16 protein-coding genes and 1 pseudogene are annotated in these 21,660 nt (G+C 71.5%); 9 read left to right on the top strand and 8 right to left on the bottom strand.

Annotated elements, in window-relative coordinates:
- Nucleotides 1–19: 19 nt before the first annotated feature.
- Nucleotides 20–1,534: a glycosyltransferase gene (locus tag ACIBTX_RS19860; protein ID WP_357174482.1), complete on the bottom strand. Its 1,515-nt coding sequence runs from the start codon at nt 1,532–1,534 to the stop codon at nt 20–22.
- Between the two features lie 250 nt (nt 1,535–1,784).
- On the opposite strand from ACIBTX_RS19860, the gene ACIBTX_RS19855 reads away from it, so the two are divergent.
- From ACIBTX_RS19855 to ACIBTX_RS19835, 5 genes are all read left to right on the top strand, one after another.
- Complete coding sequence (locus tag ACIBTX_RS19855) at nt 1,785–2,699, top strand: ABC transporter ATP-binding protein (RefSeq protein ID WP_357126191.1); 915 nt, start codon at nt 1,785–1,787, stop codon at nt 2,697–2,699.
- Nucleotides 2,692–3,594 (top strand): ABC transporter permease, encoded by a 903-nt coding sequence (locus ACIBTX_RS19850; RefSeq protein ID WP_357126188.1) that lies wholly within the window; start codon nt 2,692–2,694, stop codon nt 3,592–3,594. Before ACIBTX_RS19855 ends, ACIBTX_RS19850 begins: the two co-directional genes overlap by 8 nt.
- Nucleotides 3,594–4,508: an ABC transporter ATP-binding protein gene (locus tag ACIBTX_RS19845; protein ID WP_357126185.1), complete on the top strand. Its 915-nt coding sequence runs from the start codon at nt 3,594–3,596 to the stop codon at nt 4,506–4,508. Before ACIBTX_RS19850 ends, ACIBTX_RS19845 begins: the two co-directional genes overlap by 1 nt.
- Nucleotides 4,509–4,512: 4 nt before the next feature.
- Nucleotides 4,513–5,223, top strand: coding sequence for an ABC transporter permease subunit (locus tag ACIBTX_RS19840; RefSeq protein WP_357126182.1), 711 nt, complete (start codon nt 4,513–4,515; stop codon nt 5,221–5,223).
- An 85-nt stretch (nt 5,224–5,308) separates the two neighbouring features.
- Nucleotides 5,309–5,953 (top strand): hypothetical protein, encoded by a 645-nt coding sequence (locus ACIBTX_RS19835; RefSeq protein WP_357126179.1) that lies wholly within the window; start codon nt 5,309–5,311, stop codon nt 5,951–5,953.
- Between the two features lie 47 nt (nt 5,954–6,000).
- Here the strand turns inward: ACIBTX_RS19835 and valS are convergent, their stop codons facing one another.
- From valS to ACIBTX_RS19810, 5 genes are read right to left on the bottom strand one after another with little or no spacing between them, the layout of a single operon-like run.
- Nucleotides 6,001–8,565 carry a valine--tRNA ligase gene (gene valS, locus ACIBTX_RS19830; RefSeq protein ID WP_396832829.1) on the bottom strand — a complete coding sequence of 855 codons (2,565 nt, stop codon included), beginning with the start codon at nt 8,563–8,565 and terminating at the stop codon, nt 6,001–6,003.
- Between the two features lie 56 nt (nt 8,566–8,621).
- Nucleotides 8,622–10,502 (bottom strand): ABC transporter ATP-binding protein, encoded by a 1,881-nt coding sequence (locus ACIBTX_RS19825; protein WP_357126173.1) that lies wholly within the window; start codon nt 10,500–10,502, stop codon nt 8,622–8,624.
- On the bottom strand, nt 10,499–12,427 hold the full coding sequence (locus tag ACIBTX_RS19820) for an ABC transporter ATP-binding protein (RefSeq protein WP_357174492.1): 1,929 nt from the start codon (nt 12,425–12,427) through the stop codon (nt 10,499–10,501). The genes ACIBTX_RS19825 and ACIBTX_RS19820 overlap by 4 nt, the downstream gene beginning before the upstream one ends.
- A 37-nt stretch (nt 12,428–12,464) precedes the next feature.
- Nucleotides 12,465–12,974: a methylated-DNA--[protein]-cysteine S-methyltransferase gene (locus tag ACIBTX_RS19815; protein ID WP_357126167.1), complete on the bottom strand. Its 510-nt coding sequence runs from the start codon at nt 12,972–12,974 to the stop codon at nt 12,465–12,467.
- Nucleotides 12,971–14,443: a DNA-3-methyladenine glycosylase 2 family protein gene (locus tag ACIBTX_RS19810; protein ID WP_396832828.1), complete on the bottom strand. Its 1,473-nt coding sequence runs from the start codon at nt 14,441–14,443 to the stop codon at nt 12,971–12,973. Before ACIBTX_RS19810 ends, ACIBTX_RS19815 begins: the two co-directional genes overlap by 4 nt.
- A gap of 242 nt (nt 14,444–14,685) precedes the next feature.
- Between ACIBTX_RS19810 and ACIBTX_RS19805 the strand changes: the two are divergent.
- Together ACIBTX_RS19805 and ACIBTX_RS19800 are read left to right on the top strand one after the other, a co-directional pair.
- A pseudogene (locus ACIBTX_RS19805) lies at nt 14,686–15,198 on the top strand (hypothetical protein); the annotation flags it as partial.
- A gap of 250 nt (nt 15,199–15,448) precedes the next feature.
- On the top strand, nt 15,449–16,183 hold the full coding sequence (locus tag ACIBTX_RS19800; RefSeq protein WP_357126161.1) for a peptidase E: 735 nt from the start codon (nt 15,449–15,451) through the stop codon (nt 16,181–16,183).
- Nucleotides 16,184–16,190: 7 nt separating this feature from the next.
- Here ACIBTX_RS19800 and ACIBTX_RS19795 read toward each other — a convergent pair whose 3' ends face one another.
- Nucleotides 16,191–16,535 carry a hypothetical protein gene (locus tag ACIBTX_RS19795; RefSeq protein ID WP_396832827.1) on the bottom strand — a complete coding sequence of 115 codons (345 nt, stop codon included), beginning with the start codon at nt 16,533–16,535 and terminating at the stop codon, nt 16,191–16,193.
- A gap of 109 nt (nt 16,536–16,644) precedes the next feature.
- On the opposite strand from ACIBTX_RS19795, the gene ychF reads away from it, so the two are divergent.
- Together ychF and ACIBTX_RS19785 are read left to right on the top strand one after the other, a co-directional pair.
- On the top strand, nt 16,645–17,730 hold the full coding sequence (ychF, locus tag ACIBTX_RS19790) for a redox-regulated ATPase YchF (protein ID WP_357126155.1): 1,086 nt from the start codon (nt 16,645–16,647) through the stop codon (nt 17,728–17,730).
- A gap of 463 nt (nt 17,731–18,193) precedes the next feature.
- Nucleotides 18,194–20,893, top strand: a complete 2,700-nt coding sequence (locus tag ACIBTX_RS19785; protein WP_396832826.1) for an RICIN domain-containing protein — start codon at nt 18,194–18,196, stop codon at nt 20,891–20,893.
- Between the two features lie 491 nt (nt 20,894–21,384).
- Here the strand turns inward: ACIBTX_RS19785 and ACIBTX_RS19780 are convergent, their stop codons facing one another.
- Complete coding sequence (locus ACIBTX_RS19780) at nt 21,385–21,657, bottom strand: hypothetical protein (RefSeq protein WP_357126149.1); 273 nt, start codon at nt 21,655–21,657, stop codon at nt 21,385–21,387.
- Nucleotides 21,658–21,660: the final 3 nt, after the last annotated feature.

The following is a 21,660-nucleotide window of genomic DNA, read 5'->3' as shown; positions in this document are numbered from 1 at the left end:
CACGACCTGAGCGGTCGGGTCAGCGACGGACCCGGCGCCCCACCGCCGACCGCAGCCAGTTCCAAGCCTTCCGCTCGTCCCGGATCCTCGGCGTCGCGCCGTCGGCCGGGCAGATGAAGAGCAGCGGCAGCCGCGCGTCCTCGGTCCATCCGGCGTTGGTGATCCGTGCCTTGAGGAGCCAGCTACCCCGCGTACGACCGCCGTTGAGGGCTCGGAAGTCGATCGTGGTGGTGGCGCGGTGCACCAGATGGACGGTGTCGGCGCCGCCGGGCGTGGCGACCCGCTCGACCTGGAACTTCACCGGCAGGAAGATCTCGTCACCGGTCTCCCGGCGGCGGGCGACCACGTCCAGTCGAGCCTTGCGGACCTGCGCGGTGGAGTCGAGCACGTCGGAGGGGATCTCGTCCACCGGGAGCACCAGCACGTCGCGTTCGCCGTCGGAGCGGAAGCCGATCGGCTGGTCCGCGGAGCGCAGCTCGGCGGCCACGCCCACGGTGACGGCGTGCTCGTCCGGCTCCAGGGCGTCGATCCTGGCTCTCCCGGCGATGCCCGACTCCCACTTGGCCAGCCGCCGCAGGTCCGCGACCCGCCCCCGCTCGACCAGGTACGCCACGGCTCGTTGCAGCGGCGGCAGGCCAGCCGCGACCCCGGGGGCGAACCGCTCCTGGATGATCTTCTGGGCCTCGGCGGCGACCTGCTCCACCCAGTCCTCGGGAGCGTCCAGGAGCCGCTTGCCGCGCAGCCGGTTGAGCATTTCGTTGCGCAGCCACCGCCGGTGCAACCGGTCGCGCAGCGGCCCCGGCTCGGTGTGGGCGGTGACGACGTCGAGCGCGTCGCGCACGCTCGCGAAGTAGCTCGCCGGCTCCAGCCGGGCCGCGGTGACGTTCTTGGCATCGGGCCGCTGGGTGTGGTGGTAGCAGGTGTAGTCGGACAGCACGCAGGTGCGGCGGGACGCGAAGTAGGCGCGTACGACGAGCGAATGGTCCTCGAGCCGCCGCTTACCGCCCTCCGGGAACCGCAGCTTGTGCTCGTCGAGGAAGGCGCGGCGGAACAGCTTGTGGCAGGTCAGGCTGTCGATCAGCGGCGCGTTCTCCAGGGTGGCGTCGAAGCGGTTCTTGCGGAACAGCTCCCGGGGCACACCGCGCCCGTGCCCGGCCATCTTCCCGATCACCAGGTCCGCGTCGTACTTCTTCGCGCAGTCGTAGAGCCGTTCCAGCGCCTGGTCGGCGAACCAGTCGTCGTCGTCGGCGAAGAACACGTACTCGCCTCGGGCCCGCTCGATCCCGATGTTGCGCGGGCGCGACGGCCAGCCGGAGTTCTCGATGTGCACCACCTGGATGTGCGGGTGCTTGGCGGCCAGCCGGTCCAGCCGCGCGCCCGTGCCATCGGTGGACCCGTCGTCGACGAAGATCGCCTCGAACTCGTCGGCTGGTAGCGACTGGCTCAGCAGCGAGGCCACCAGCTTCTCGATGTGCGGGCCGCAGTTGTACGCGGGCACCACGACACTGACCTTGGGGACGCCAACCTCGACCATCACGATCCTTCCCGCGTCGGCGGTCGAATATCCCCCGGAACACTGCCCGGTGAACGGGAAGTGAATCGTGCCACCCCGGAGCGGACTTTCCGGCGGCGGGGTCTGGGTGAGCGCGGGACCGGCGCAAACGTTCGCCTCGGCCCGACCGCCCGCACGAAACAGACCCTAGGGGTACGGCGCCGCGAGGATCAGGGGAGCGCCGGGGGCGCGCCGGTGTCGACCTGGGGCATCGACTCCCTACGCTGGCCTGGTGACACTGATCGCGACCCAGTCGCTCACCAAGACGTACGGAGGTCGGGTCACCGCGCTCACCGACCTCACCGTCGCCGTCGAGCCCGGGATCATCGGCCTGGTGGGGGCGAACGGCGCCGGCAAATCCACCTTGATCAAGATTCTGCTCGGCCTGATCGCTCCGACGAGCGGGCAGGTCTCGGTGCTCGGCATCGACCCGACCACCGAACCGGCGGCGGTCCGCGCCCGCGTCGGCTACATGCCCGAGCACGACTGCCTCCCACCCGACCTGTCCGCCGCCGAGTTGGTCACCCACCTCGGGCGGATCAGTGGCCTGCCGCGCACGGTGGCCCGCGAGCGCGCCTCCGAGGCGTTGCGTCACGTCGGGCTCTACGAGGAGCGCTACCGGCCGGTGGGCGGCTACTCCACCGGCATGAAGCAGCGGGTCAAACTGGCCCAGGCGCTGGTGCACGACCCCGACCTGCTGTTGCTGGACGAGCCGACCAACGGTCTGGACCCGGCCGGGCGGGACGCCATGCTGGCGTTGGTGCACCGGATCGGCACCGAGTTCGGCATCTCCGTGCTGGTGTGCTCGCACCTGCTGGGCGAGGTGGAGCGGATCTGCGACACGCTGATCGCCATCGACGGTGGCCGGCTGCTGCGCGCCGACCACATCTCCGCCATGACCTCGGCCACCGACGTGCTGGCCGTCGAGGTCAGCGAGGGCACCGAGGAGCTGGCGGCCCGACTCACCGCGCTCGACCTGCCGGTGGCGCGCGACGGCCGGCTGCTGCTCGTACCGCTCGCCGACGACAGCACCTACGACCTGATCCTCGGCGCGGTCGCCGAACTGGACCTGCCGCTGCACCGGCTGGACCAGCGCCGGCACCGGGTGGCCGAACTCTTCGCCACGAGGGAGCTCACCCATGCCTGAGCCGTCATCCGCCGTCCGGTCCGCGCCGGCCGGTGTCATCCACGACATCGGCTACCAGCGCTACGAAGGCCCCCGCCTGGGCCGCCGGCACGTCTTCGGCGCGCTCTACCTGCACGGGCTGCGCACCATCTTCGGGCTCGGTCGCAGCGCCAAGGCCAAGATCTTTCCGTGGTTGGTGATCGGCATCGTCACCCTGGTCGCGGTGGCCCTGGCCGCCGTGCGCAGCCAACTCGGTGAGCCGGTCGCCACGTACGCCCAGTTCGCCGACGCGATGAGCTGGCTGGTCCTGTTCTTCGTCGCGGTGGCCGCCCCGGAGCTGGTCTCCCGCGACCTGCGCAGTGGTGTGCTGCCGCTCTACTTCTCCCGCCCACTGCCGCGCGCCGACTACGCGATCGCCAAGCTGCTGGCGCTCGTCACCGGCCTCTGGCTGCTGCTCGGTGGACCGCAACTGATCATGTTCCTGGGTGCCGCGTTCACCACCAAGGACGGCCTGAAGGGCGTCTGGAACGAGCTGCTCGACCTGCTCCCCGGTCTGCTCTACGCCGGGCTGTGGGCGGTGGTCTTCGCCTCGGTGGGGCTGCTCGTCGCGTCGCTGACCGGCAAGCGCGCGTTCGCCGCCGGTGGGGTGGTCGCCGTCTTCCTGATGACCACCCCGATCGTGGGCGTGCTGAGCATCCTGCCGTCGAACACGGCCAACGAACTGGCCGGCATGGCCTCGCCCTCCACCCTCGTGCAGGGGGTCGGCATCTGGTCGCTGGGTGACCTGCTGGTCGAGGGCGATCCGGGCGAGATGATGATCGGCCGATTCGGCCCGGTCTACGCCCTGGTGGCGGTGCTGCTGGTCGCCGGGGCGACCACCCTCCTGCTGGCCCGCTACCGGAAGGTCGCCTCCTGATGAGCAGCACCCTGAGCCTGACCGGGGTGTCCCGGTGGTACGGCAACGTGGTGGCCGTCAACGACATCAGCATGATCCTCGGCCCCGGGGTGACCGGTCTGCTCGGCCCGAACGGCGCCGGCAAGACCACGCTGCTGCACATGATGGCCGGATTCCTCGCCCCGTCGCGCGGCACGGTGACCCTCGACGACGAGCCGACCTGGCGGAATCCCGCCGTCTACCGCCGGCTGGGCCTGGTCAGCGAGCGGGAGGCGGTGCAGAGCTTCCTCACCGCGTACGAGTTCGTGCTCGCCAGCGCCAAGCTGCACCGACTGGCCGACCCGGCGGCGGCCGCCCGACGCGCCATCGACCTGGTGGAGTTGGAGTCGGCGCAGGACCGCCGGATCGGCACGTACTCCAAGGGCATGCGACAGCGCGCGCGGGTGGCCGCGGCGCTGGTGCACGACCCGCAGGTGCTGCTGCTCGACGAGCCGTTCAACGGGATGGACCCGCGTCAGCGGCTGCACATGATGGATCTGCTGCACTCCCTCGGCGACTCCGGCCGGACGATCCTGTTCAGCTCGCACATCCTGGAAGAGGTCGAACAGGTCTCCGGCACGGTGCAGGTGATGGTGGCGGGCCGGCTGGCCGCCTCCGGCGACTTCCGGACCATCCGCCGGCTCATGACCAACCGGCCGCACGTCTTCGCGGTGCGCTCCACCGACGACCGGGCGCTGGCCGTCGCACTGATCGCCGAGCCGTCGGTGAGCGGCGTCGAGCTGGACCGCGCCGGCCTGACCGTGCGCGCCGGCGACTACGGCGCCTTCACCCGGGCGCTGCCCCGGATCGCCCTGCGCCAGGGCATCCGGGTGCGTCAGTTGGTGCCGTCGGACGAGTCCCTGGAGAGCGTCTTCTCCTACCTGGTGGAGGCCTGAGAACATGTCCACGATTACCTGGATCACCGCGCGTGGGCTGTTCGGCCGGCGGCGGTTCCTCCTGCTGCTGCCCCTGCCGCTGGTGCTGCTCGGCCTGGCCGTCCTCTGCCGGTCCCTGGGCGTGGACCCGGGCGAGTGGGGCCCGCCGGTGCTGGTCGGCCTCGGCCTGGCGGTGGTGCTGCCGGTGGTGGCCCTGATCATCGGCACGGGCGTGCTGGGCGCCGAGATCGACGACGGCACGGTCGTGCACATCCTCACCAAGCCGCTGCCGCGCTGGCAGATCGTGCTGCCGAAGCTCGCGGTCGCCACCGGGGTCACCGCGGCCACCGTCGCGGTGCCGCTCTACGTCGCGGGCGTGCTTGCCGATTCGGTACGCCTCGGACTGGCGCTCGCCGCCGCGTCCGCGTTCGGCGCGCTCGCGTACTCGGCGCTGTTCCTCGCGCTCAGCCTCATCACCCGGCGTCCGGTGCTGCTCGGCCTCGTCTACGTGCTGATCTGGGAGGGGCTGCTGGGCAACTTCGTCAGCGGCACGAAGGTGCTCTCCATCCAGCAGTACGTGATCGCGCTCGCCGACCGGCTCGCCCCCAGCGGGCTGCTGGAGACCAGCGTGTCGGTGCCGGTGGCCGGCGTGATGACCGCGCTGGTGAGCGTCGGCTTCACCGTGCTGGCGATCGACCGCCTGCGCTCGTTCAGCGTGGCCGGCGAGACGAGCTGAGGCGTGCGGAGTCCGGCCAGCCCTCCGGCCACGGGTAGGGCTGGCCGGATGGACCGGGCGGGCCCCACCCACGAGGCTGGTGGACGTGACTGTCGAAGCGGAGCGCAGACCCTTGGCTGACCCGTACTCCCGCCGTAGCCGGGCGTGGCTGATCAGCCTCGCCGCTGCCGGCCTCGCGTCCGCGACGGTCGCGACGGCCGCCCAGGGCAGCGGCCGGTTCCACTGGTGGGCCGGCTTCATCCTGATCCCGGCCGCGCTGATCGCGGCCAGCGGCGGCCCGCTGCTGGCCCGCGGCGGTGGTCGCGCCTTCGCGGGTTACGTCGTCGCCTGCGTCGGGGCACTGGCGTTCGTGGTGGGCGCGCTGCTGATGTTCGGCGCGATGGGTGAGGGCTGGCCACTGCTGGTGGTGCTGCCCTGCCTGGCGGTGGCCGGCACGTACGGCTGGCATGCGGGCCACCCGCTGGCCCGTGGTCTGCACCGCGCGGTGGCGCTGCTCGCGCTGACCGGCGCGCTGGTCGGTGTGACCCTGCAACTGCTCCACGCCCGGGTGATCCACCTGGAGACGGGTTGGTGGGGCGCGTTCATGATGCTCGCCGGGGTCATCGTGCTGGGCAACGCGGCTGAGCTGGCCCGGCACCGGATGCCGTACCGGCTCCAGGCGATCACCCTGCTGGTCGGGCCCTCCGTGGTGGCCTTCCTGCTCGGCCTGCGCTTCCTGCGCGGCTGGTGACGGCCGGTCCGCCGCCGCCCCCGGGGGGGGGGCGGCGGCGGACCCGGTCAGAAGGCGCAGGCGATGACGAGGTCCGGGGTGCGGTCCGGCAGCAGGTCGAGCTTGCCGATCCGGCCCGCCGCCCGCAGGTCGTCGGCCACCAGGGTGAGCTGCTCCAGCATCGCCGCCGGGCCGAGCGCCTCGGCCAGCGGCACCTCCGCCTTCATCGACAGTTTCCGCTCCGACTTGGCCCGCCGCACCTGGCCCAACGCGTCCCCGGCCAGCCGCAGCAGCGCGGGCTCGCCCGTCCCCTCGATCGCGCGGGCCACCTCGTAGGTGGTGGGCCAGGGCGCGCGGTGCACCGACCCGTACCGCCACCACGACCAGATCTCCTCGGTGACGTACGGCAGCACGGGCGCGAACAGCCGCAACTGCACCGACAGCGCCGAGGCCAGCGCCGCCCGCGCCGAGTCGGCCGCCGCTCCGGTGCCGTACGCCCGTTCCTTGACCAACTCGATGTAGTCGTCGCAGAACCGCCAGAAGAACGCCTCGGTCACCTGGAGGGCGGCCGTGTGGTCGTACCCGTCGAAGGCCGTGCTCGCGGCGCTCACCACCGTGCCCAGTTCGGCGAGCATGGCGCGGTCGAGCGGGGTCGTCGTGGCGGCGCGCAGCGCGTCCGCGGCGCCCAGGCCGAGCGCGAACTTCGACGCGTTGAGCAGTTTGGTGGCCAGCCGGCGGCCGACCTTGATCTGCGCCGGGTCGAAGGCCAGGTCCATGCCGGGCTTGCCGCTGGCCGCCCAGTAGCGCACCGCGTCGGAACCGTGCTGCTCCAGCAGCGCGAGCGGGGTGACCACGTTCCCCTTGGACTTGGCCATCTTCTTGTGGTCCGGGTCGAGGATCCAGCCCGACAGCACGGTGTCCCGCCAGGGCAGCACCCCGTGCTCGAAGTGCGAACGGACCACGCTGTCGAAGAGCCAGGTTCGGATGATCTCCTGCCCCTGCGGGCGCAGGTCCATCGGGAAGACCTGCGCGAACAGCTCCGGGTCGGTCTCCCAGCCGCCGACGATCTGCGGCGTCAACGACGAGGTCGCCCAGGTGTCCAGCACGTCCGGGTCGCCGATGAAGCCGCCCGGCCGCCCGCGCTGCGACTCGTCGAAACCGGGCGCCGGGTCACTGGACGGGTCGACCGGCAGCGTCGACTCGTCCGGCGTGAGAGGGTGGGACCAGTCCGGCTCGCCAGTGTCGTCGAGCCGGTACCACACCGGCACCGGCACTCCGAAGAAGCGCTGCCGGCTCACCAGCCAGTCGCCGGTCAGGCCGCCCACCCAGTTGTCGTAGCGGTGTTTCATGTGCGCCGGCACCCAGTGCAGCTCCGCGCCCCGGGCCAGCAGCGTCGCCCGCAGTTCGGCGTCCCGTCCGCCGTTGCGCAGGTACCACTGGCGCGTGGAGACGATCTCCAGTGGCCGGTCGCCACGCTCGTAGAACTTCACCGGGTGGGTCACCGGACGCGGCTCTCCGATCAGGTCACCCGCGTCGGCCAGCATCCCGACGATCTCCCGGCGGGCGCCGTTGACGGTCTGCCCGGCCAGCCCCGCGTACGGCGCCGCGGGCACCCCGGCCGGCGGCTCCGGCAGCAGACGGCCGTCCCGGCCGATCACCACCCGGGTGTCCAGCTGTAGCTCACGCCACCAGGTCACATCGGCGAGGTCGCCGAACGTGCAGACCATGGCGATGCCGGTGCCCTTCGCGGGATCGGCGAGCGGGTGGGCGCGCACCGGCACCTCGACGTCGAACAGCGGGCTGCGCACGGTCGCGCCCACCAGGTCGGCGTACCGCTCGTCGTCGGGGTGGCAGACCAGCGCGACGCAGGCCGGCAGGAGCTCCGGCCGGGTGGTGTCGATGAGCACCTCGCGCCCGCCGGGCCCGGCGAACCGCAGCCGGTGGTACGCGCCGGGACGTTCCCGGTCCTCCAGCTCGGCCTGGGCCACCGCGGTGGCGAAGCCGACGTCCCACAGCGTCGGCGCCTCCGCCTGGTACGCCTCACCCCGGCGCAGGTTGCGCACGAACGCCCGCTGGCTGGTGGCGCGGGCCATCCGGCCGATCGTCGTGTACGTCAGGGACCAGTCCACCGAGAGCCCGAGCCGCCGCCAGAGGGCCTCGAAGACCTGCTCGTCGGCGACCGTCAGCCGCTCGCACAGCTCGATGAAGTTGCGCCGCGAGATCGGCGTCGGGTCGCGTCGGGCGGCGTCGTCGACCGGGGTGGCCGGCGGCCGCCACACCGGGTCGTACGCCAACGCCGGGTCGCAGCGCACCCCGTACACGTTCTGCACGCGACGTTCGGTGGGCAGCCCGTTGTCGTCCCAGCCGATCGGGTAGAAGACCGCCTTGCCCCGCATCCGCTGGTAGCGGGCGACGGTGTCGGTGTGCGTGTACGAGAAGACGTGCCCCATGTGCAACTCGCCCGATACGGTCGGCGGCGGGGTGTCGATGGAGTACACGTCTTTCCGCTCCCGGGAACGGTCGAACGCGTACGTGCCCTCCTCCTGCCAACGCTGCGCCCAACGCTCCTCGAGCCCGTCCAGACTGGGACGCTCGGGAACGCCGGCGCGGGCGGTCCTCGCCGTATCGGTCATCTGCCGATCGTAGGCATCAGCCGGGTGCCGAGCCACGCAGTTGCGTATCGCCGGTCCTACCCGAGCGAGTCGCGCCACTGCCGGTGCAGGGCCGCGTACCGGCCGCCGGACCCGACCAGCACGGCCGGCGGGCCGTCCTCGACGACCTTCCCGCCGTCGACGACGAGCACCCGGTCGGCCGTCTCCACTGTGGAGAGGCGGTGTGCGATCACCAGCGCGGTCCGGTCCCGCAGGATGGTGCCGAGCGCGCGTTGCACCAGCCGTTCCGTCGGCACGTCCAGCGACGACGTCGCCTCGTCGAGGATCAGCACGGTCGGGTCGGCGAGGAACGCCCGGGCGAACGCGACCAGTTGTCGCTGGCCGGCGGAGAGCCGCCCGCCGCGCCGGTGCACCTGGGTGGCGTACCCGTCGGGCAACGCGGCGATGAACTCGTGCGCGCCGATCGCCTGGGCGGCGGCCCGCACCTCGGCGTCGTCGGCGCCCGGACGGCCGAACCGGATGTTCTCCGCCACCGTGCCGCTGAACAGGTGGTTCTCCTGCGTCACGAGCACCACGGCGCGGCGCAGGTCGGCGTCGCACACCGCGCGCAGGTCGATGCCGTCCAGCAGGACCGTGCCGGCGTCCGGGTCGTGGAACCGGGCCACGAGCTTGGCGATGGTCGACTTGCCCGCGCCGGTCGGCCCGATCAGCGCGACCGTCTGCCCGGCCGGCACCCGCAGGTCCAGTCCGGCGAGGATGGGGGTGTTCGCGCGGTAGCCGAACGAGACGCCCCGGAAGGTCAGCTCGCCGTGACCGGGGCCGCGCGGCAGCGGCACCGGCCGGGCCGGCTCGGCGACGCCGGGCCGTTCGTCGAGCACCCCGGCCAGCTTCTCGAGCGCCGCCGTCGCCGACTGCAACGAGTTGTAGAACTGGCTCAGCTCCTGCATCGGCTCGAAGAAGCGTCGCAGGTAGAGCAGGAACGCGGCGAGCACGCCGACCTCGGTCCGCCCGCCGAGCACCCGCCACCCGCCGTAACAGAGCACGACCGCGACCGTGAGGTTGCCGATCAACTTGATCGCCGGCGAGTACGTGGCGATCAGCCGGAACGCGTGCAGGCTCGCCCGCCGGTAGTCGTCCCCGAGCGTCACGAAGATCCGCTGGTTGCGCGGCTCCCGACGGAACGTCTGCACCGCCCGGATGCCCCGCATCGACTCGACGAAGTGCACGATGACCAGCGCGACGGCCTCCCTCGTCCGCCGGTAGGCGGTGGCCGAAGCCCGGGCGAACCAGCGGGAGAGCCAGAACAGGAACGGGAACGCGAGCAGCGTCACCGCGGCCAGTGGCAGGTCCAGCCAGAGCAGGATGGCGGCCACCGACAGGATCGACAGCGCGGCGAGCACCAGGCTGTCGATTCCCCCGTCGACCAACTCGGCGATGCTGTCCAGGTCGCTGGTGAGGCGGGACACCATTCGACCCGAGGTGTACCGCTCGTGAAAGCCCACCGACAGTCGTAGGAAGTGCCCGAACACCCGCTGTCGCAGGTCCAGCAGGACGGCCTGGCCGATGCGGGCGGAGAGGGTCAGGAAGCCTCGGCGGGCCGCGTACTCCGTCACGGCGGCGGCGGCGAACGCCCCGGCCACGGCGACCAGCGGGGTGGCGTTCCCGGCGCGCAGCGGGGCGATGGCGCGATCGATGCCGATCATGACCAGGTACGGGCCGGCCATCGCGGCGGCGTTCTGCGCGAGCAGCAGACCGACGGCGGCGGCGAGTCGTCCCCGATGCGGGCGCAGCAGGTCGGCCAGCAGGGCCCGGCTGTGCCGGCGCAGCCGGGCGACGGCCTCCGGGGTGTCCTCCTCGGCCCGACTCCGGTCGGCCTCCGGGTCGGTGGCCGTCCCCCGCCAGCGGGCCAGCTCCGGCTCCCCCTCGGGAGACGGATCGGCCTGCTCCGGGGTTGTCACGAGCGCACCAGGCCCCAGCCGTCCGAGGTGGACGCGCCGGGCCCCGGCGGCCCGACACCCCCGGGCCCGGTTCCGGCTGGGTGGACGGCGGCGGCCGGTTGCGCGGGTGGTGGCTCGGCGGCTCCGGGGTGAGCCGGTTGCGCGGGTGGTGGCTCGGCGGCGAGCAGCGCCCGGTAGGCGGGCACGGTGGCGAGCAGTTCCGAGTGCCGGCCGATCGCGGCGATCCGTCCACCGTCGAGCAGGGCGACGCGGTCGGCCAGCGCGATCGTCGATGGTCGGTGCACCACCAGCAGGGCGGTGCTGGCCCGCAGCACCTGCCGTAGCGCCGCCTCCACCAGCGCTTCGGTGTGCACGTCAAGGGCGGACAGCGGGTCGTCGAGCACCAGCAGCGCCGGGCGACCGAGCACCGCCCGCGCCAGGGCCAACCGCTGCCGCTGGCCCCCGGAGAGGGACAACCCCTGCTCACCCACGCGGGTGGCCAGGCCCCACGGCAGGTCGTACGCGAAATCGGCCTGTGCCAGCGCGAGGGCCGCGCGGACCTCGTCGTCGCCGGCGTCCGGGCGGCCCAGGGTGAGGTTCTCCCACACCGACATGGAGAAGAGGGTGGGCTCCTCGAACGCCACCCCGACCAGCCGGCGCAGCGAGGCCAGCCGCAGGTCGCGCAGGTCGTGCCCGTCGAGGGTGATCCGGCCGCCGGTCACCTCGTGCAGTCGGGGCACCAGCGAGAGCAGGGTGCTCTTGCCGCAGCCGGTGGCACCGACCAGGGCCAGCGTCTCGCCGGGCTCGATGGTCAGGTCGATCTCGTCGAGGACGCCGGTGGCCGCGCCCGGGTAGCGGAAGGCGACCCGTTCGAAGCGGAGCCGACCCTGGACCGCGTCGCGGCTGAGCGTGAGCGCGTCGGGAGCGTCCACGATCTGCGGTGGAGTGTCCAGCACCTCCTGGACCCGGTCGGCGGCGGTGGCGGCCTCCTGCCCGTTGGCGATGATCCAGCCCAGCGACTGCACCGGCCAGATGAGCATCAGTTGGAGGCTGGCGAACGCCACCAGCTCCCCGATCGTGAGCACTCCCCGCGCGGCGGCGGCGGCACCGGCGACCAGCACCACGCCCAGCGTCAGGTTGGGCACCAGGTCGAGCAGCGCCGCCGTGTTCGCCAGCAGCCGGCCCTTGCCCACGCCGGTGTCGTGCAGCGCCCGGGCCCCGTCGGCGAAGCGGGCGGCCAGCTCGGGCCCTCGCCCGTACGCCTTCATGGTGCGCAGGCCCTGCGCGGTCTCCTCGACCAGCGTCGCCACGTCGCCCTGCTGGTCCTGCATCCGCCGGGACGCGGTGTGGTAGTGCCGACCGAACCGGCGGGTGATCAGCAGCAGTGGCACGGCGCTGGCCGCGACCAGCAACCCGAGCGCCGCGTGCAGGTGGATCAGCAGCAGCACCACCACCACGTAGGTGGTCAGGTTGAGCACCAGGAAGAAGACACCGAAGGACAGGAACCGGCGGATCACCGACAGGTCGCTGGTGATCCGGGAGAGCAGTTGGCCGGACTGCCAACGGTCGTGGAAACTGGCCGGCAGCCGTTGCAGGTGCGCGTAGACGTCGGCGCGCAGTGCCGCCTCCATGCCCACCGCCGAGGACGACTGCACCCACCGACGGATGAAGATGAGCACCGCCTCGACCACGCCGAGCAGCAGCGCCAGAGCACCGAGTTGGAGCAGGCCCGCGGGCTCGTGGCGGGCCACCGGCCCGTCCACCACGCGCTGCACCACCAGGGGTACGGCGATCCCGGCGGCCGTGCCGGCGAGCCCGGCGACCAGCAACCAGGCGAACTCGGTGGCGTACGGGCGCAGGTAGCGGCGCAGCCGCCAGAGGTTGTGCACGGGGTGGCGGCCCGCGGCGACCGGGGCGGCCCGGTCGCCGTCGCTCTCCACAGGCACTACCCGACGGTAGCGTCATTGGGTGCCCGTGTAGTTGTCAGCTTGCCGTCAACCGCCGCTCATGACCGAGAAGCCACTTCTTCACGTCCAGCCCCCAGCGGTAGCCACCGAGGCTCCCGTCGGTACGCAGCACCCGGTGGCAGGGCACGAAGAGCGCCGCGGCGTTACGCGCGCAGGCGGCGGCCGCGGCCCGCACCGCGGGTGGCCGCCCGGCCAGCGCCGCGTACCCCGTGTAGGTGACCGGCGCGCCCGGCGGCACGTCCCGCAGCACCTGCCAGGCGTACGCCATGAACTCGCCGCCGGTGTGCTGCCGTACCGGCACCGAGTCGATGGCGGTGAGATCCCCGTCCAGGTAGGACCGAACGGCCACGGTGGTCGGCCCGAGATCGGCGCGTGGTCGTACCGGCGCTCGCAGACTCGGGTGGATCAGGGGCGGCAGCGCCTCCGGGTCGGGGGTGAAGCCGGCCGCCAGGACCTGACCGTCGCGGTCGGCGAGGATGCTCAGCGGACCGGTCGGGGTGGTCAGGACGGTGCTGTCGATGCTCATGCGGCTCTCCAGAGTCTGATCGTGGCGTAGGACCGCCAGGGGCGCCACCGTTCGGCGTGCGCGTCGAGGGTCGTGTGGGGTAGGCCGAGCGCCGTCGCGCCGCGGCGGATCGCGAGGTCGCTGTCGAGGAGGACGTCGGGGTCGCCGAGGGCGCGTATGGCGAGGTAGTCGGCGGTCCACGGCCCGATCCCGGGCAGCGCGAGCAGCCGCCGCCTGGTCTCCTGACGGTCACCCCCGGGCGCCAGGTCCACGGACCCGTCCACCAATGCGCGGGCCAGCCCGCGAATGGCGTCCCGCCGCCGCCCCGGCATCCCGAACTCCCCGTCGGAGATCCCCAAAACCTCCTCCGGCGTGAGGAACCCCCGCAGGTCACCCCGTTGATCATGAAGTTGTTGTCGCGACACGCCGTCGTCGGTGGCAACAACTTCATGATCGACGCGGGTGGCCAGCAGGCGGGTCAGGGTGGTGCGGGCGGAGCGCACCGAGACCTGTTGGCCCACTATCGCGCGTACGGCCATTTCGAAACCGTCGACCGCGCGGGGGACGCGGATCCCGGGCTCGGCCGTCACCGCCGGGGCCAGGGCCGGGTCGGCCGCCAGCGTGGCGTCGACCGCCTCCGGGTCCGCGTCGAGGTCGAGCAGACGCCGGCAGCGGGCCACCGCCGGCGCGAGGTCGCGCAGGTCGGCCAGGCGCAGCGTCGCCGCCACGTGCCCGTCCGCCGGGGTCAGGGCCGCCTGGCCGGGGCCGTGTGGCAACCGCAACCCCCGGCGGTACGTCCCGTCGCGTACCTCCTCGACACCTGGCAGCGCGCGCAGCGCGAGGAAGTCCAGCAGCGCGTGGGCGTGCAGCGGCGGACGGTACGCCAGCCGGAGCGTGATCGTCCCCGCCCCGATTGCCGCCAGGTGTCGGCCGCGAGCGGTCCGCAGCTCCGAGGGGGCGCTCGCGTACACCTCGCGGACCGTGTCGTTGAACTGCCGCACGCTGCCGAAGCCGGCGGCGAACGCGATCTCGGCCATCCCCAGCCCGGTCGTCTCGATGAGGATCCGCGCGGTCTGCGCACGCTGGGCCCGGGCCAGCGCGAGCGGCCCGGCCCCCATCTCGGCGCGCAGCATCCGGTGCAGGTGCCGTTCGGTGTAGCCCAGCCGCGCGGCCAGCCCCGGTACGCCGTCCCGGTCGACCACCCCGTCGGCGATCAGCCGCATCGCCCGGCCCACCACGTCGGCGCGGACGTCCCACTGCGGCGAGCCGGGCGCGGCGTCCGGCCGGCAGCGGCGGCAGGCGCGCAGCCCGGCGCCCTGGGCGGCAGCGGCCGACGGGAAGAACCGGACGTTCTGCCGCTTCGGCGTGATCGCCGGGCAGGATGGCCGGCAGTAGATCCCGGTCGACGTCACGCCGGTGTAGAACCAGCCGTCGAACCTCTGGTCGCGACTGTCCACCGCCCGGTAGCACCGTTCGAAGTCCATCTCCACGCCACCGATGATGCCCCGCTGCTCAAGCCGTCGGCTGGCGGAAATCAGACCCGACCATCACCCACCCCCGCACCCACCCCCGCTTTTCCCGGTGATCAAGAGGTTCGCGTCACGACACGCCGTACCCCGTGACGCGAACTTCTTGATCACCGAGGCGGAGAGGTGGGGGTGGGGGATTTCCGCCCGGGAGTGTCGGTCGTCCCGGGTAACGTCTCGCCACCAACTCAAGAAGGGGGGCGGCGATGGCGAGCGTTGCGGGTTGGGTGGCGGCGTCTACACACGGCTCGATTCCGCCGTTGCCCCGCGCCGTGGTGCAGTCCTTCTACCGCCGGATGCGGGCCGTCGCGCCGGCCGCCGTCGGTGCCATCGAACGGGACCGGTCCGCCGACCAGGCGGAGCCGTTCGCCGACACCGCCTGCGGCCGGCTGGTCCGGTCGCTCGACGAGGCCGGCCTGCGGGCGCTCGGCATGTGGACGCATCACCGGTGCATGCGTTTCTACGACGACGACACGACCGTCGGCCGGCGGCTGATCGCGGAGATCGCGGCCCGGCCCAGCCTCGGCTGGACGGCGGACGAGGTGCGCTGGATGCTGCGCGAGTCGAATTCCGCAGGGCCGGCGGCAGCGGACCGGTTCACCCTGCCCCGCGCCGCGTGCGCGCAACTGCCCGCGTCCGAGCCGCCGTGCGACGACCTGCCCGCCGAGATCGAGCCTCCCGCCGGAGGTGCGGCGGCGAGACGCCGGCCCGATCCGCAGGCGACTCCGTCGGCCGCGTCGAGCGGCACCGCCGACCCGGCCAACGCGCGGCCCGCTCTCATTCCCCGGCAACGCCGCGCCGGCTGAGCGGGTTGGGCCGACGGCCCGCCGGCTGAGCGGGTTGGGCCGACGCCGTGTCGGAAGATCGACGGAGGTCGGGCAGGTCGACGCGCCCGAATGCTGACAGCCCCTGGACAATGATCGACTACGGCAGGATGGAGGGCAGAGCACACCGACGGAAGGATCGCTCATGCCCGCCAGCGAACCCACCATCCTCGCCACCAGCATGGGCTTCTTCCGTGGTGACCGGGGGCCGTCCGACCTGCGTCCCGGCCCGATCTTCGAGCTGGCCGCCGAGTTGGCCGAGGCCGGTCCGCAGCCACGGATCTGCTACCTCGGGCAGGCCGTCGGTGACCAGCCGACCTCGTTCACCGCTGTCTACGGTGCGTTCGCCGACACGCGGTTCCGTCTGTCGCACCTGGCGCTGTTCCCGATGCCGAACGTCGACGACGTCCGAGCCCACCTGCTCGCCCAGGATGCGATCTGGGTGGGCGGCGGCAGCGTCGCCAATCTCGTCGCGGTCTGGCGGGTGCACGGGCTGGACGAGATCCTGCACGAGTGCTGGCAGGCCGGCGTGGTGTTGGCCGGCGTCTCGGCCGGCTCGATCTGCTGGCACGTGGGCGGCGCCACCGACAGCTTCGGACCCCGTCTGCGGGGCTACACGGAGGCGTTGGGTTGGCTGCCGTACGGCAATGGCGTGCACTACGACAGCGAGAGTGAGCGCCGGCCGCTGATGCACGAGCTGGTCGGCGACGGGACGTTGCCGACCAGTCACTGCACCGACGACGGTGTCGGCCTGGTCTACCGGGGGACCCGCCTGGTCGAGGCGGTCGCCGACCGCGAGGGCGTCTCGGCGTACGAGGTGAGTCGTCGCGCGGACGGCAGTGTGCGGGAAGAGGTCATCGCGCCCCGCCTGCTCCGGTGAGCGCGGGTCAGACCCGATCCTCGAACGCGGCGCACACGGTCGCCCGCACCTGCTGCCCCTCGATCGCCCGCAGCAGCTCCCGGGCCAGGGCGATCTGCTGCGCCTCGTCGACCGACGGGTCCATCGGCGTCACCTCCACCCGCCACTGGAAATAGAGATAGCCGTCCTCGTCGGTGGCGGCGAGCTGCGGGTCGGCGCCCTCGTTGGTGTTGATCTCCAGCAGGTTGGCCCGGGCGTCGACCGAGTCCCGGCGGTAGGGCTTCGCGTCGGGCAGCCGGGCGCGGATCAGGTCGAGCAGCTCCGCCGCCGTCAGCGGGCCGTCGACCATGATGAGGAACCGCAACGTCGGCACGTCTGCCACCTTGGCAGACGCGCTGAGGGGCGACCAGGGCCGCGTCCGGCGCGGTGGATTCGGAGCCGCGTGGACCGGTCCGCTCGGCACCGGCGTAAGCTGGCTCGTCGTGAGTCTCACCATCGGCATCGTCGGCCTGCCCAACGTCGGCAAGAGCACGCTTTTCAACGCGTTGACCAAGAACGACGTGCTGGCGGCGAACTACCCGTTCGCCACCATCGAGCCCAACGTCGGCGTGGTCGGGCTGCCCGACGAGCGGCTGGGCAAGCTCGCCGAGATCTTCTCCTCGCAGAAGGTGCTGCCGGCTCCGGTGTCGTTCGTCGACATCGCCGGCCTCGTGCGCGGCGCGTCGAAGGGGCAGGGGCGGGGCAACGCGTTCCTGGCCAACATCCGGGACGCCTCGGCGATCTGCCAGGTGGTCCGGGCCTTCTCCGACCCGAACGTGGTGCACGTCGACGGCAAGGTCTCCCCGGCCGACGACATCGAGACGATCAACACCGAGCTGATCCTCGCCGACCTGCAGACCCTGGACAAGGCGCTGCCCCGGTTGGAGAAGGAGGCCAAGCTCCGCAAGGACCGGGCCGCCGCGGTCGCCGCCGCGAAGCAGGCCATCGAGGTGCTGGACGGCGGCACCACCCTCTACTCCGGGGCCGCCGCCGCGAAGATCGAGCTGGAGCACCTTCGCGAGCTGCACCTGCTCACCACCAAGCCGTTCCTGTACGTCTTCAACGTCGACGAGGCCGAACTCGCCAACGAGGCGTTCCTCGACGAGCTGCGGGCCCTGGTCGCCCCCGCCGAGGCTGTCTTCATGGACGCCAAGATCGAATCCGAGCTGGTGGACCTGCCCGAGGAGGAGGCTCGCGAGCTGCTGGAGTCGATCGGCCAGAACGAGCCCGGCCTCAACCAGCTCGTCCGCGTCGGCTTCCGTACGCTCGGGCTCCAGACGTACCTCACGGCCGGCCCCAAGGAGGCCCGGGCCTGGACCGTCCCGGTCGGCGCGACCGCGCCGGAGGCTGCGGGTGTCATCCACAGCGACTTCCAGCGCGGCTTCATCAAGGCCGAGGTGGTCTCCTACGGCGACCTGGTCGAGGCCGGCTCGATGGCGGCGGCCAAGGCGGCGGGCAGGGTCCGCATCGAGGGCAAGGAGTACGTCATGCAGGACGGCGACGTCGTGGAGTTCCGCTTCAACGTCTAGGTGGGCCGCGTTCGCGCAGTTCACGGGCTACGTCACGCCTCCTTGGTCCGCAGGGAGTCCGCAGGCCGTTCGGCGAGACCCAGCGTTTCGGTCATCAGAGCGGCCGTCGCTTCGCGGGTCCGATCCTCGACCGTCGGCCACAGGTGGCTGTCTAGTGGCGTAGGTCGTGCAGTGTGAAGCCGGTGACCCCGGCGTCGACGGTGGTGCCGACCGGCCTTTCATCCTATCTTTGCTGCGGCTTTTGTCGGCATTGATGGAATTACAGGCTTCGGCACAAGATAGATGAGTCCAAATCCTTGACTCAGTGCCCATGTTGCCGGTTAATCACATCTACGTGTCGGCCGTGTTCACCCTCCCGGGTGACCGACGCCCCTGGCGGACCGTCGAATCGATTCGACTACTGCCAGCAGCGAAGCCTTGACCCGGAGTTGTAAGGCTGCTGGGTGAGTCACAGGAGGTTGCCGTGCATCGTACGAACGTCCGCTGGGGTGGCCGATTGTCGGCGTTGGCCAGAGGGCTGGCCGCGGCCGTGGCGCTCGCCCTGCCCCTGACGCTGGGTGGCCTGACCCTGGCGACTCCCGGGTCGGCCCTGGCCGTGCCGGTCGCGACGCAGAGTGTCGCGGCCGCCGGAGTTGACGGTGTGGCGGCCGGTAGCGCTGCGATCGCCTCGGTCGATCTGAGCGGGACGTGGAGCTTCACGCCCGCGGGTCGGGGAACGACGTCGATCGCGGTGCCCGGTGGCGGCTGGTACAAGCAGGGCTTCACCGACGTGAACGAGGCGGTGTACTCGCGCAGCATCACCGTGCCGGACTCGGGGCAGCCGCAGTCGACCTGGATCGAGTTCGGCGCCGTCAACCACCAGGCGACACTGTCGGTCGACGGCCGGGTGGTGGCGACCAAGACGACGGCGTTCACCCCGTCGAACTTCGACATCAGTAGCTACGCCGCACCGGGCACCACCCACACGATCAGCGTGCAGGTGAAGGGCCGCGGTGCGTTGCGGTCGTCCGACGGCAAGTACCTGGTCCCGATCGCGGCCGACTGGTCCGAGGCGGTACCGCAGGGCATCTACCGGTCCGCGTCCCTGCGGGTGTACCCGGCGGTGTACGTCAGCGACGCGTTCGTCCGTACCTCGGTGGCGAACCGCACCCTCAGCTACGACGTGTCGGTGACCAACTCCTCGGCCGCGACCAGAACGGTCACCCTGGGCGGGTCGATCACGTCCGACGGCGCGGGCTCTTTCAGCTACCCACAGTTGCCGCAGCAGAGCGTGACGGTGGCGGCCCGTTCGACGGCGAAGGTCACGGTGGGCCCCGTGGCGTGGGACCTCGGCGTCACCTCGTACTGGTGGCCCAACGTGCCGTACCGGTCCGGGTACCGGGCCCAACTGCACCGCCTGGCGATCCACGCCACCGCTGACGACGGCCGCACCAGTGACGCCACGTACCGCTTCGGGTTCCGGGAGAGCACGCAGAACAGCGAGTACTACTACCTCAACGGCGTGCGGGTGAACTTCCGCGGCGACAGCCTGCAGGGCGCCGACTACGACCGGGTCAACAACGGCGGGAAGGGCGACGCGTACGACACCCTGCCCGGCTTCCTGCCGCCGTCGTCTGGCAACGGCGGCTGGCCGCAGGCGGTGGACAACTACCAGCGTCTCAACTACAACGTGGTACGCATGCACATGGAACCGGCCAGCCCGTACATGCTCGACGTGGCCGACGAGATGGGCCTGATGGTCATCGACGAGACGGCCATCCGCAGTGGTTCCCAGGACTTCGTGTCCGGACGCACCAACATGGTGGCCCACGCTCGTGCGCTGACCCTGCGCGACCGCAACCATCCGGCGATCATCCGCTGGAGTCAGATCAACGAGCCCAGCTCCAACAGCAACGACTCGCAGCAGTTCCAACAGGACCTGTACGCGGCGATGAACGGCAACGACGGCACCCGGCCGATCAGCATCGACGCCGGCATTGGCGCGGACTCGCCCAGCCGGTACCCGGCCATGACCTACCCCAACTTCACCATCTTCGCGCACTACCTGGACGGCGTCGGCCGCTACGGCGAGGCCCTGAATCGCCACACCGGGCGCCCGGACGGCGAAGGCGAGTACATCTGGCCCGCCTGCAGCACCAAGCAGGGCTTCACATGGTTCGCCACCGCGACTGCCGCCAAGCGCGGCAAGGACGCCAGCGACCTACGCCCGTACACGCTGCTCTCCGCCTGGGCCAGCGTCGTACCCGGCGTGCGAACCACCGACTTCACCACGGAGGAGAACACTCGCCCGGTCTACGGCGCGGACAACCTGCCCGACCCGTGGAGCAACGCGCAGATCCAGCGTGTGCAGGCGGCGTTCAACCCGGTGGCCGCGATCGACCTCCCGTACTGGTCCGCCTCCGGCAATTCGGACTCGAACGGCAGCTTCCCGCTGGCGCAGGCGGTGCCCAGCTACGCCCGCAACGCCACGGTGACCCGCAACATCACCGTGTTCAACGACGACCTCACCAACACCTCGGTGGGCTTCACCTGGACCGCCCGGCTCGACAGCCCGACCGGTACGGTCGTCGCGTCCGGCAACAGCACCCTGACCGTCCCACTCGGCTCGCGGGTCACCCAACCGGTGTCCTTCACCGCCCCCGCCACCGGCAGCCGCGTGTACCTGCAACTGTCGACCGCCAAGTCCGGCAGCACCGTCTTCACCGACTCCGCCGAATACCTCAACCTCGGCGGAAGCGGTGGAACCGGGCCGGCAGCAGGCACCTACCGCATCGTCAACCGCAACAGCGGCAAGCCCCTCGCCATCGCCGGCAACTCCACCGCCGACGGCGCCAAGGCGGTCCAGCAGAGCGGCACCCCCACCTGGACGATCAGCACCACCCAGGACGCGTACACCCTGCGCTACACCGCCTCCGGAAAGATGCTCGACGTCAACGCCGGCAGCACCACGACGGGCCTGCAACTGCAACAGTGGTCGGCCAACGGCGGCACCAACCAGTCGTGGTACCTGCGGCCTACCGGCGACGGCTACTACACCATCGTCAACCAGGCCAGCGGCCTGGCAGCCGACGTCTACGCCGCAGCGACCAGTGACGGCGCGCAGGTCGTACAGTGGACCGCCAACAACGGGACCAACCAACAGTGGCAGTTCGTGCGCGCCTGACCAGCGCCAGAGGCGGTTGACAAGTCCGACCGCCGGTGACCAGCTGACGATGTGGTGACGTCTACTCGGGCACGGATTCCCGTGCCCGAGTAGACCACGACCCGCTCTCGATAGAATAGACAAATCAGTACCGCACGGCCGCCTGCATCGGGCCCTCGCCTCACTCGGCTGAAGGACCCCGCCGGCGTCTACAGCAACCTCCGGAAGATCATCGGCAACAACCTGGGCTTCCGGTCGCTGATGAAAGCGCGTTTCGGCGCTCACCAGGCAATCGCGGTAGTCGGTGCTGCCGCGTAGTGCTACAGCACCGACTACGAGCGCCATAACGCACACCTGTGGCACATGGACCTGCTCGCCCGCGCCGGGCGTCACGTCGAGCTGGCGGCACTCGGCCAACGCGATGTGCACGTTCGGCAGGTGGCAAGGGTGTGTTGGTTGCCTGGGGGTCAAGGGGTCGGGGTTGATATCCATAGGCGGATCGAGATGGAGCGTCACTCGGGCGGCAAGTAACTAGAGGCGAGATCTTCACGCTCTTCCGGGGTCATCTTCTGATAGGCGTTCCAGAAGGTCTGGAAGGGTGTTGTTAGCTCAGCGCTGTAGGCCGGGCTCGTGGCTGCTTGGCGCAGGGTGAGTTGACCGGATTGGACGGCGGTGGCCATCTCGCTGAGTAGGGGATTCTCACTGCGCGCCAGGTGGTCGAGGATGCGGCGGAGGGCATGGGCTTGTTTCTCGTCGCCGCTGCCGATGTCGTCTAGGTTGTCCACGAA

The sequence above is a fragment of the Micromonospora sp. NPDC049359 genome (genome assembly GCF_044466585.1).
Classification (GTDB): domain Bacteria; phylum Actinomycetota; class Actinomycetes; order Mycobacteriales; family Micromonosporaceae; genus Micromonospora.
The sequence above is the reverse complement of the archived record's forward strand: the minus strand, read 5'-3'. Positions and strand labels throughout refer to the sequence as shown.

Bases quoted from the DNA above. Each gene is read 5' to 3' on its own strand.
- ACIBTX_RS19860 (WP_357174482.1), bottom strand. From the start codon at position 1,534: ATGGTCGAGGTTGGCGTCCCCAAGGTCAGTGTCGTGGTGCCCGCGTAC.
- ACIBTX_RS19850 (WP_357126188.1), top strand. From the start codon at position 2,692: ATGCCTGAGCCGTCATCCGCCGTCCGGTCCGCGCCGGCCGGTGTCATC.
- ACIBTX_RS19845 (WP_357126185.1), top strand. From the start codon at position 3,594: ATGAGCAGCACCCTGAGCCTGACCGGGGTGTCCCGGTGGTACGGCAAC.
- ACIBTX_RS19840 (WP_357126182.1), top strand. From the start codon at position 4,513: ATGTCCACGATTACCTGGATCACCGCGCGTGGGCTGTTCGGCCGGCGG.
- valS (WP_396832829.1), bottom strand. From the start codon at position 8,565: ATGACCGATACGGCGAGGACCGCCCGCGCCGGCGTTCCCGAGCGTCCC.
- ACIBTX_RS19815 (WP_357126167.1), bottom strand. From the start codon at position 12,974: ATGAGCATCGACAGCACCGTCCTGACCACCCCGACCGGTCCGCTGAGC.
- ACIBTX_RS19800 (WP_357126161.1), top strand. From the start codon at position 15,449: ATGCCCGCCAGCGAACCCACCATCCTCGCCACCAGCATGGGCTTCTTC.